Source organism: Mycobacterium sp. DL440 (assembly GCF_011745145.1).
Taxonomy (GTDB): domain Bacteria; phylum Actinomycetota; class Actinomycetes; order Mycobacteriales; family Mycobacteriaceae; genus Mycobacterium.
On sequence record NZ_CP050191.1, the window covers coordinates 3,718,198 to 3,727,099 of the forward strand.

21 protein-coding genes are annotated in these 8,902 nt (G+C 65.4%); all 21 read right to left on the reverse strand.

The features are described 5' to 3' along the window. Positions 1-403 precede the first annotated feature (403 nt). The 21 genes from HBE63_RS17900 to HBE63_RS31160 all read right to left on the reverse strand — a co-directional run bounded on the left by HBE63_RS17900 (position 404) and on the right by HBE63_RS31160 (position 8,895). On the reverse strand, positions 404-1,078 hold the full coding sequence (locus tag HBE63_RS17900) for a hypothetical protein (RefSeq protein ID WP_166905936.1): 675 nt from the start codon (positions 1,076-1,078) through the stop codon (positions 404-406). Continuing rightward, positions 1,078-1,413, reverse strand: coding sequence for a hypothetical protein (locus HBE63_RS17905; RefSeq protein ID WP_166905937.1), 336 nt, complete (start codon positions 1,411-1,413; stop codon positions 1,078-1,080). Before HBE63_RS17905 ends, HBE63_RS17900 begins: the two co-directional genes overlap by 1 nt. Beyond that, positions 1,406-1,990 carry a recombinase family protein gene (locus HBE63_RS17910; protein WP_166905938.1) on the reverse strand — a complete coding sequence of 195 codons (585 nt, stop codon included), beginning with the start codon at positions 1,988-1,990 and terminating at the stop codon, positions 1,406-1,408. The genes HBE63_RS17905 and HBE63_RS17910 overlap by 8 nt, the downstream gene beginning before the upstream one ends. Further along, positions 1,987-2,238, reverse strand: coding sequence for a hypothetical protein (locus HBE63_RS17915; protein ID WP_166905939.1), 252 nt, complete (start codon positions 2,236-2,238; stop codon positions 1,987-1,989). Before HBE63_RS17915 ends, HBE63_RS17910 begins: the two co-directional genes overlap by 4 nt. A gap of 265 nt (positions 2,239-2,503) precedes the next feature. Beyond that, complete coding sequence (locus HBE63_RS17920) at positions 2,504-2,857, reverse strand: flagellar hook-length control protein (RefSeq protein WP_166905940.1); 354 nt, start codon at positions 2,855-2,857, stop codon at positions 2,504-2,506. After that, positions 2,854-3,324: a hypothetical protein gene (locus HBE63_RS17925; RefSeq protein ID WP_166905941.1), complete on the reverse strand. Its 471-nt coding sequence runs from the start codon at positions 3,322-3,324 to the stop codon at positions 2,854-2,856. The genes HBE63_RS17920 and HBE63_RS17925 overlap by 4 nt, the downstream gene beginning before the upstream one ends. A 124-nt stretch (positions 3,325-3,448) precedes the next feature. Further along, on the reverse strand, positions 3,449-3,718 hold the full coding sequence (locus HBE63_RS17930; RefSeq protein WP_166905942.1) for a hypothetical protein: 270 nt from the start codon (positions 3,716-3,718) through the stop codon (positions 3,449-3,451). Beyond that, entirely contained in the window at positions 3,711-4,601 is an 891-nt protein-coding gene (locus HBE63_RS17935; protein WP_166905943.1) for a hypothetical protein, read from the reverse strand. Before HBE63_RS17935 ends, HBE63_RS17930 begins: the two co-directional genes overlap by 8 nt. A 4-nt stretch (positions 4,602-4,605) precedes the next feature. Further along, positions 4,606-4,896, reverse strand: coding sequence for a GIY-YIG nuclease family protein (locus tag HBE63_RS17940; RefSeq protein WP_166905944.1), 291 nt, complete (start codon positions 4,894-4,896; stop codon positions 4,606-4,608). After that, positions 4,893-5,075, reverse strand: coding sequence for a helix-turn-helix domain-containing protein (locus tag HBE63_RS17945; RefSeq protein WP_208301153.1), 183 nt, complete (start codon positions 5,073-5,075; stop codon positions 4,893-4,895). The genes HBE63_RS17940 and HBE63_RS17945 overlap by 4 nt, the downstream gene beginning before the upstream one ends. Before the next feature lie 187 nt (positions 5,076-5,262). Continuing rightward, entirely contained in the window at positions 5,263-5,550 is a 288-nt protein-coding gene (locus HBE63_RS17950) for a hypothetical protein (RefSeq protein WP_166905946.1), read from the reverse strand. A gap of 1 nt (position 5,551) precedes the next feature. Beyond that, positions 5,552-5,827 carry a WhiB family transcriptional regulator gene (locus HBE63_RS17955; protein WP_208301154.1) on the reverse strand — a complete coding sequence of 92 codons (276 nt, stop codon included), beginning with the start codon at positions 5,825-5,827 and terminating at the stop codon, positions 5,552-5,554. 178 nt (positions 5,828-6,005) lie between these two features. Further along, entirely contained in the window at positions 6,006-6,287 is a 282-nt protein-coding gene (locus HBE63_RS17960) for a hypothetical protein (RefSeq protein ID WP_166905947.1), read from the reverse strand. Further along, on the reverse strand, positions 6,284-6,460 hold the full coding sequence (locus HBE63_RS17965; protein WP_166905948.1) for a hypothetical protein: 177 nt from the start codon (positions 6,458-6,460) through the stop codon (positions 6,284-6,286). The genes HBE63_RS17960 and HBE63_RS17965 overlap by 4 nt, the downstream gene beginning before the upstream one ends. Then, entirely contained in the window at positions 6,453-6,806 is a 354-nt protein-coding gene (locus tag HBE63_RS17970; RefSeq protein ID WP_166905949.1) for a hypothetical protein, read from the reverse strand. The genes HBE63_RS17965 and HBE63_RS17970 overlap by 8 nt, the downstream gene beginning before the upstream one ends. Next, positions 6,799-7,038: a hypothetical protein gene (locus tag HBE63_RS17975; protein ID WP_166905950.1), complete on the reverse strand. Its 240-nt coding sequence runs from the start codon at positions 7,036-7,038 to the stop codon at positions 6,799-6,801. The genes HBE63_RS17970 and HBE63_RS17975 overlap by 8 nt, the downstream gene beginning before the upstream one ends. Continuing rightward, on the reverse strand, positions 7,035-7,232 hold the full coding sequence (locus HBE63_RS17980) for a hypothetical protein (RefSeq protein WP_166905951.1): 198 nt from the start codon (positions 7,230-7,232) through the stop codon (positions 7,035-7,037). The genes HBE63_RS17975 and HBE63_RS17980 overlap by 4 nt, the downstream gene beginning before the upstream one ends. Beyond that, a complete protein-coding gene (locus HBE63_RS17985; RefSeq protein WP_166905952.1) occupies positions 7,225-7,590 on the reverse strand; it encodes a hypothetical protein in 366 nt (121 codons plus the stop codon). Before HBE63_RS17985 ends, HBE63_RS17980 begins: the two co-directional genes overlap by 8 nt. A 72-nt stretch (positions 7,591-7,662) precedes the next feature. Further along, positions 7,663-8,088: an ASCH domain-containing protein gene (locus HBE63_RS17990; RefSeq protein ID WP_166905953.1), complete on the reverse strand. Its 426-nt coding sequence runs from the start codon at positions 8,086-8,088 to the stop codon at positions 7,663-7,665. Continuing rightward, positions 8,085-8,453 carry a hypothetical protein gene (locus HBE63_RS17995; RefSeq protein ID WP_166905954.1) on the reverse strand — a complete coding sequence of 123 codons (369 nt, stop codon included), beginning with the start codon at positions 8,451-8,453 and terminating at the stop codon, positions 8,085-8,087. Before HBE63_RS17995 ends, HBE63_RS17990 begins: the two co-directional genes overlap by 4 nt. Beyond that, a complete protein-coding gene (locus tag HBE63_RS31160; RefSeq protein ID WP_208301155.1) occupies positions 8,446-8,895 on the reverse strand; it encodes a hypothetical protein in 450 nt (149 codons plus the stop codon). The genes HBE63_RS17995 and HBE63_RS31160 overlap by 8 nt, the downstream gene beginning before the upstream one ends. Positions 8,896-8,902 lie beyond the last annotated feature (7 nt).

An 8,902-nucleotide genomic window follows, 5' to 3' on the forward strand; every position in this document is an offset into this window, starting at 1 on the left:
CGCACTCAGCGGTTTGCGTCGGGCCCGTCACTGTTCCGCCGCACCAGCACGTCCAGGTCGTGTGCCCACCACGATGGGAACCGCACGCCCGATGCCCCACGATCATCCGACCCGGCACGAACCGGTGTCCGGCCGGGCAATGCGTCGGCGCCAACCGCTTCCAGCCACCCGACGTCGAGCGCACAAGATCCCCAACCTTGGCCACACCACCAACGGTAAAACCGGGAACCGACCAACCGCCGGCCAGCGTCCAACCATCATGCGAACCATCCGGATGATCGACGCCGAACTCCGCGCCCTGGCCACCTACCGCGCCGCGTGCGCCGCCGACGGCAACCCCGTCCGAACCACTACCGCAGTGGACCGACTACTCGATGACAGACACCTCGCGTGCCAGCCCGATTCAGTGCCGCCCAATGGCGCGAGCAATCGCCTCTAGCGCCTTCACCCACCGCCGCTGCATCCCCGGATCATCCCTATTCCCCGGATAGCTCCCCGACTGGTCCCGCAGTGTGCCCATCGTGAGTTCATACGCATCGGTGTACTTGCGACCATGAGCGTCGACGTAGGAAATCGTGACGGTGAAGTCATCAGGGACAGGCTCGTCATCGTTGGCGCCCTGGTAGTAGTTGTCCATCGCCATCCCGGGTGGAAACGTCGGGATCACACGGCTGTACCGCCGTTGAAGGTACGGAGTGAGCACGCCCACTCGTTCCTCACCGCCACCGTCAGCAGGGTCAGGAAGCGGCGGATCAAAATCGACTTTCACATTGCGGGCCACCGACTGACCAACATTGCGAATCAGCAGCTCGGAGTTCTGCGTCAAGACCGCATGCTTAAGTTCAGCGATGAGGACCGGGCGAGTCCTGTCAGCGCTGTCCTGCTTGAGTGACACCAACGTGAAAATCGCGACGACCGCGGCGGAAACCGTGGCAATGGAACCGAACGCGGTCCATGTAGTCGCAGGCACCGCCCAGTCCTTCACCGCGAGAACCCCAACGATGCACAACAGCACGACGAGCCCAACAACAGCAGCGACGACGAGCTTGACGACCTGCCCCAATCGAACGGGTTGCATCACGACTCCCGAGGGTCGGTCTCAGCGTCCCGCCCGGCACCTTCGCCACCCTCGTCGTCATCGAATTTCTTCGGCTTCCGAACGATTCGCCCCGTTTCGGTACTGATCGTCTCGGTCGCGTCGCGGATCTGGCACTCCGCCAACTGCTCCGGCGTCATGCAGTCCGGGCAGATGACCTGGTAGACGAATCCGAACATGTTCTGCATGCCCCACGTGCGTTTCTCGTCCCTGTCCTCAGGACTGGGCCGACCGCACTTGATGCATTTGCTCATTCGCTCGGTGTACGCGTTGATGAACCATTCCTTCAGCTTGTCCAGGTTCGGGTTTTCACTCATCGCCACCATCCTTGTTCGCCGCCGCGCGGTTGCGCACGTTGTACACCGTCGCACGAGCAACTCCGAGCTCTTTCGCCAAATCCGTGGCGGACTCGCCGGCGTCCAGGCGGCGAACCACCTCGGCCACCTGGTCCTCGGTGAGTGCCGGTTTGCGGCCCTTGTACACACCTTTCGCTTTGGCGATCGCGATTCCTTCCCGTTGCCGCTCCCGGATCATCGAGCGTTCGAACTCGGCCACCGCGCCGAGCATGGACAGCAGCAGCGTCGACATCGGCGAATCCTCGCCCGTGAACGTCAGGTTCTCCTTGACGAACTCGACCCGCACGCCGCGGGCGGTCAGCTCCCGCACGGTGCGCCGCAGATCCTCCAGCGACCGGGCCAGCCGATCCATCGAGTGGACCACGAGGGTGTCGCCCTCGCGGACGTAGCCGAGCGCCTCGGTGAGGGCCGGGCGGGCGGTGTCCTTGCCGCTGGCCTTGTCCTCGTACCGCTTATCGACCTCGATGCCGTCGAGCTGGCGTTCGGTGTTCTGGTCGACCGTGGAGACGCGGACGTAGCCGACTCGCTGCCCGGTCATCGTCCGGCCGCCAGCCATTCGACGAGCTGGTGTACGAGGTTCGCGGCGGCCTCACGGTCGAGAGTCACGGTGGCCTTGCCGTCGGCGTCGGAGGCGGTGAAGATCGCCACGTCGGGCCATGCACTATCGACGAACGTGCTGACGTCCAGGTGCAGTTGGTCGTGGTTGTCGGACTCGATGTCGCGATAGGTCTGTGAGCGTCGGATGCTGGTCGGCCGGCGGTCATCGGTGTCGGGGTTGGTGGTCATCAGCGGCTCCATATCGTCTAAATAGGTTCTAGACCAGACTAGTCCAGTGTCAAACAATTCGCCAACCACCTTTGTTGGACACTGATTGCGCTGGTCACGCCCAACGTTTCGACAATCCGCAACAGTTCACCACGGGTACACCCCAGTTAGACAGCCCTGGCTACGCCCGCTCCGCCTTTCGGCGGTGGCGGCGTCGGCGGCAACGGGCGCGGCCGAGTGTTGACGCCCGGCCGGTACCCGCCTCCACGTGGCGGCATCCAGCCCATCAGGACGCCCCGTCCTCGTCGTCGTCGAACGCGGCCAGCGCCCGCTCGATCCACGACGGCACCGCTTCCACCACCTCGACGCCCTGAGCGGCCCGGGACACTGCCAGCCACTCCGCCAGCTCATCGACCGGGATGCCATCGAGCCCCAACACCTGGCGGGCCACCGACACGTGCAGATCCCACAGCGGGTCACCCTCGCCGGCCACCCTGCCGAACAGCTCGCGGCACTCGGCCTGGACTGCGACGTCGAGCTGCGCGGTGTCCACCCGGCCGGTAGCGATGTCCTCCGCCACCGACATGGCTGCATCCACGCCGGCCTTCTTGGCGGCCTTCACCTGGTCGGCGGTGGTCATCGTTCAAGCTCCTCGGGTAGCGGCACAACCTCGGCGTCGATCGCGGCCTGCAGCTTGGCGCGGGTGTCGGTGATCATCTCCACCACGGTCTGAGTCACCTGGACGTCAACGACCTGTGGGACAGCGACGTACAGCCCTTCGAGCTTGGCGCGTTTGTCCAGACCGTCGAGGAGCACCTTGCCGAGCTCGGCGACGTCGCGGTGCTTGCCGGCGTCGTGGGCTTCGTCGAGGCTGTCGCGGACGGTGCTGATGACTTCGACCATGACCTGACCGACGGCGCGGCGCATGGTGTCGATGTCGTCGGGCGGGTTCTTCTCGAGGAATGTCCGGACGGCCTTGAACGCGGAGTGTCGAGATTTGAACCCGACCTCGTCGGCGATCTCCTGCCATGTGCGCCCGCGGACCCGCAGGCGCCAGGCGTGTTCGGCGCGGGCTCTGGTTGTGGCTCTGTCGCCGCTGGGTGCCATGTTGCGCATTTTCTGTTGGTGGGGTGCGGGTGGTGTGGACTGCGGTCCGGTCTCGTCTTGTTCATTTTGGGGGCTGCTGGGTGAGTTACAGGGGTGTTTTTTGCCGCCTGGTGTCCACGGAGAGCTACGAATGGGGTGGTTCTGGTGTGGCGGTGGCGGGCCAGCCCATTTTGGCCCGGATTTGGGCGATTCCTCGGCGGGCGGTTTCGGTGTGGTCTTGGTGGTCGCAGACTTGGGTTCCGCGGTAGCCGTCTGGGTCGCACATCTCGCATGCCTGGATGGCGGCGGCGCGGTTGGTGCGGGCGTCGCGGGCTTGTTGGGCTTCCCAGAGTTCGGCGGGGCTGGGGCCGGCGGCGGCGCGTTCATCTGCGTACGGATCGGATGGGTCACGCATGGCCTGAACCCCAGTCGTGGTGAGTGCATCGGGTGGCGGGTTCGACGGGTTCGTGTGTGTCGGGGTCGAGCAGCCATCCGACGGGATCGCAGTCGGGGCAGTCGCGGATCGCGGCGTTGCGTGCCTTCTGCGCTTCGGTGGCTGCGACGGCTTGGGCGGCATGCCATTCGTCGTAGCGCTTGCGTGCTCGACCGCAGGGACCGCAGGGGCGGTCGGTTCCGTCTGGGTGGCCGGGGCAGAACGGGGAGGGCTCGTTGAGGTCCGGTTTGGGCTGGGTCGGTTCGGTTCGTGCGGACCCGCGCGCACGCGTCCCCCCAACGCAACCATCTACGGAAGGTGAGAGCTGATCTACAACTGAGCTACAGCTGGGGGGTTCCGGAAGGGTTCGGGAAGGGTTACCCGTTTCGGAAGGGTTCGGGAAGGGTTCTGAAAGGGTTTCGGAAGGGTTCCAACCGGCGTCGATCTCGTTGGCCACGGCGGTCGCTTCGGCTTTGTTCAATCGGTGGAGCTCGACGGCGAGAACGGACCTCAATTTCGGCGACACAACGGCTCTCGCGGCCTTCAATGCAGCCTTGAGAATGTTCGGTGAGCGGGCCGCGATGCGCCTGATGTAGGACCGCACGAGCAGCTCGTCGGTGTCGGTGTCGTAGTAGACGAATCGGGCCGCTTCGAGCGCCTTGAGGTCGCCCCAGATGTCGTCGGCGGTGAGTTCGTCGCAGCCCTTGGCGAGCAGGTCAACGTGGAGTGTGAGGATTCCGGCGCAGTCGACGTCGCGCTGGGATAGCAGTTGCAGGAAGGTGCATTGGGCGAATCGTGGGAGGGCGCGGAAGTCTTTGTCTCGCCGCCAGATCGCTTCGTCGATCATTGCGAACGCGTTAGCCATGGATTTATGCACCGACCGTTTCGTAGCGGACGAAGTTATGGATGGGGTCAAGCGTTTGGATCAGGTGCCGCTCGTGGGCTGCGGCAGCTTCGCGGCTTTCGCAGTGGGTGATGACGACGCGGGAGATGTCGCTGTACCAGGGCTTGCGGGGCTTCTGGTTACGGTGCCCAGCAAGGCGGTTGATGAGCTCTTGCGTCATGCCGATGTACAGCGGGCGGTCACCGTCTGCTGGGTACAGGGTGTAGACGATGTTGCCGTCGACCTCGCCGGCCTGGTTAGTCCACTCGAACTTCACTGTCCGACCTCCTGGCTGCTGGTGAACATGGCATCGATCTCAGCCAAGTCGTATCGGACGGTGCGGCCGATCTTGTGACCGGTGATGAGTCCTTGTGCCCGCCAACGGCGGAGTGTGCTGGCGGAGACGCGAGCGTGTTCAGTGGCCTCCTGTTCGGTGGCCCAACGTGGTTGCGTCACAACTTCTCCTGAGTCCTCGTGACTGCTGTTGACTGCTGCTGCACGGTAGGGCTGCCGGGTGCAGGCTCGTCCCATGTTGGGCAGTCGGGGTGGTGCCCTTGGGTTTTCGGATGCCAGCCGCAGTCTGGGCAGCGGCCCATGCCGATGAGTTGGGCGCGGGTGAACAGCAGCCGGATCTTCGGATCTGTCATCGCGGTTGACCGGGCCCTTGTGCCGGGTGCTCGTCGGCGTGCATCGGGCAGTACGTGAGCGCGTAGCCGGTGTACGGGTCGCCGTGCTCGCGGACCGACCAGCCTTCGGGCAGATACTCATTGAGGCGTGCGCCGTCAGAGTGCACAGCATTCCCGTGCCAGTCGGAGGCGTACACGTCGACCGCCTCTTCGGCTGCCCATGGAGGTTCACCGGGGCCGGGCTGTCGCGGGCCCTCGTACCCGTTGCATCCGCTGTGGTCGCACTCGAACTCGACGCTGATCACTTCAGTTGTTCCTTCCGATTCGGTAGCCGCCTCGGGGTGGTTTCCCTGGTGGGTATGAGGGCCGGCCTTTGTCGTTGCGTTCGAATCCGGCCCAGACGCCGTATTTCTCGCGTTGCGCGTTGGCGGCCGCCATGCACTCAGGTCGGACTGTGCAGGTGGCGCAGATGGATTCGGCGACCTCACGTGTTTGGTCGTCGGACGGATCGGGGAAGAACAGCTCGGGGTCTTGGCCCCGGCATGCTGCGCCGGTGCGCCAGTCGGGTTGTGGGGTGGTCATTGGGCCCATTCCTTCCGGGCTGGGTGCAGGTGGGAGAGGTGCCATTGGCCGCAGCGGCACTGGTAGGGGTAGAGCCGTTGTTTCGTTTCGCCGAGGGGCGGTCGGGTGAGGCGTTGAAACTGGTTGGCTTTGGCCTTGGAGCGGTAGGCGCGTTTCTCGGGGGTTGGGCAGTCGGCCATCACGTGCCCGCCTCAGGGTCGGGGACCTGGAGTGAGATGAGGCGCATGCAGTCTCGGAGATGCTCCAGGTATGCCGACACTGTGATGCGCCAGGCGGTGTCGAGTTCGTAGTTGTCGGCGACCTGTTTGGCGTGTTCGGCGAGGAACTGGGCGGCGGCTTCGAGGCCGTTGCGGACGCCTTCTTGGTGGGCGAGCGTGTAGAGGTCGACGACCTGTTGGCAGATGGTGTGAGTGGCGGTCTTCCCTGCGGATTCGGCGGCGTCGGGGTCGGGGTTGGTCATCGGCGTGCCTGTGCGTAGTGGTGGGCGTAGGTCATGGCGGCCTCGTGACGTTTGAGGTAGCCGACTTCACGCCAGCCGACGTGGCCGCGGCGTTCGACGGCCCAGCCTTGGATGCGTTCGTTGGCGGAACGGATGGCGCGCACCCTGAGTGGACGGAGCGGACGCTCAGGCATCGGCGCGCTCCCACCTGGTGACGTGGCGGGTGACGACGAACTGGTCTGCGCAGAGTCCCCGGTTGCGCGCGGTCTGCCAGTCCGGGTCGTTGTAGCCGAGCCAGTCGGCGGGACCGCCCGCGCCGTCGAGCATTCCGACGGAGTAGACCTGCGTCAGGCCGAGCGTTTCGGCCAGCACAGCGGCGAGGTGGGGAACCATGTCGGGCTCCTCGTCATCGAGCGCCCGCCCGCACTCACACTGGTGAATGAGCGATTTCACGTCGTAGACGTGCTCACGCAGCACTTCGGTGATGCGGTCAGTGATGCGTGCACCGGTTGCCACTTCGGGCATGGGAATGTCACTCATCGGAGGCCCCGTTCCCGAACAGCGCGTCGATGGCCACCTTGCTGTCACGCCACTGCTGCTCCGAATGGCGATACAGCGCAGCTTCACGCTCTTGCCGGTCGGCCTGTTCGCGCGCCAACCGCGCGGATTCTTCACACGCTGCGGCCTTGCCTGACCAGTAGTCAGCAGCGCCCTGGCACGCGTCGCTTGGGGTCCGGTTGACCATCCCGATCGGGACGGTGGGGTCACTCATCGGTTCTCCTCGTATCGTTCGGGCTCGGGTTCGGGTTCGTCGTCGGGTGGTGTCTCAAATCCGGGACACCCGCAGGGGTTTCCGCGTCCGTCGGTGGCTTCACACGGTCCGCCGCGCTCGGGCTGGTCGTGTTGGATGCCGTAGCAGCCGCACAACTCGCAGCGGGTGTCGTCGTAGTTCAGTGGCTCAGGCATCGGTGGCCGCCTCGAAATCTGTGCAGGCTGGCCACCAGGCTCGGATGTCGGACGATTCACACCCCGTATCACGGAGATGCACCGTCTTGTCGCCGCGCCGTGTTGGGAAGTGGCACTTCGGGTACGTCTTGTCGCGATAGCTGGTGACAACACGGAACCGGCAGCCTCCGCAGCGCGGCCCCACCCCGTCACGTTCCTTGGACGCATCTGGGTGGAGGCGCACGTAGCCGAGCGGGTGCATGCCCTGGGCGATGCGTTTCGCGATGAGCCGGTGGCGCTTCTCCGACCGTGAAAGCTGCTCTGGCTCCGGTGGAATGAGGTAGGCGTCGGCGGGCACCTCGAACAGTCCGTCGCTCATGGCCACAACCCCCGCGCGATCTGGTAGGTGCCGAACAGGGTGAGGCCCAACGCGACCGCGAGCACGATGACGTCAACCATGGGTCACCGCCTCGAGCTGCGCGACGATGTCGGCGGGCGGCGTCCAGAGGCCGAGCATCCCGCGGCACTTGGGCTGTTCGTTCAGTGGGATCGGGCGCGGGTTGGCCAGCACGAGGTGGTGCCCGCCCCAGATCAGCTCTCCCCAGTCGCTCCCGCAGCAGAACGGCGCCGACTGGTGCACGTCGACGAGGTCCACCACGCCGAGGATCACGCCGTAGTCGAAAACCCGGCGCGCGGTGACCCACTCGGGTGCGCGGCGCGGCAACCGGGCCAACGCCTCCTGGTCAGGCTTCAGCCCGGCGTGGATCGCGACTGGGCCCCGGTACTTGCCCGCGATGTTGCGGGTCCGGTTCTCGATGTTCTTGCCCTGGTGGATGATCTGCCAGGCCCACGGCTGACGAACGGTGATAGCCCTCATCGGTCACGCTCCAGTGCTTCGCGGATCTTGTTGACCGTGATGAAGCCGGGCATGGCGCCGCGTGCGTCGTCGTCGGCGAGGATCTGGCGGATCTCGCTGAGCTTGTCGGCGAGTTCGGCCACGAGCTGCGGTGCGGCAGCGATGAACGCCTTGTCCGCGTCGCTGATTGTCAGCTCCAGCTCGCACGATGACCGGCACCCGCACTCGCCGGAATGCGAGGCCTCCAGTACCTCGATGTCGTATTCGTAGATGTCCGGATCACCGGCGCGGCCCATCAGGTCGGGCACCCGGTAGTCGTTCCACTGCCACGGCCACCGCGTGATCCCGGCGAGTAGTTCGCGGGCACGCTGCGCAACGTCAGCCATGGTGGGCCTCCGCAACGTCAGCGGCAGCGAGGACGTCGGCCGCGAACACCCGGGCCTCGATCACGTTGGTGCGGAACACGTGCTCGCACCGCGCGCCGATCTCGATCTCATCGCCGTCAACCCGGGTGAACGGGTAGTGATTCCACTGGGGATTGTGGTTCGGCCCCCAGTACTCGGACGGCGACTTCGGCAGTTCCACGACTGCGATGTTGGGGAGCGCCATGAGAACACTGGCGACGTGCTCGGCGACCTCTGTGCAGATGAGCCTCGGCGCGTATCCCTGTCGCCCCTCGTCCCACGCTTGGTACGCCCGATCATTCTCGGCGAGATCGGATTCCGGCGTGCGGTAGTGGTCGTGGGTACCGATCGGGCCTGGGTACAGCCGCCGGTAGAGTTCCCGCGCCATCGCGTCGGTGAGTTGTGCATGAATCGGGGTGCTCATTTTCTCC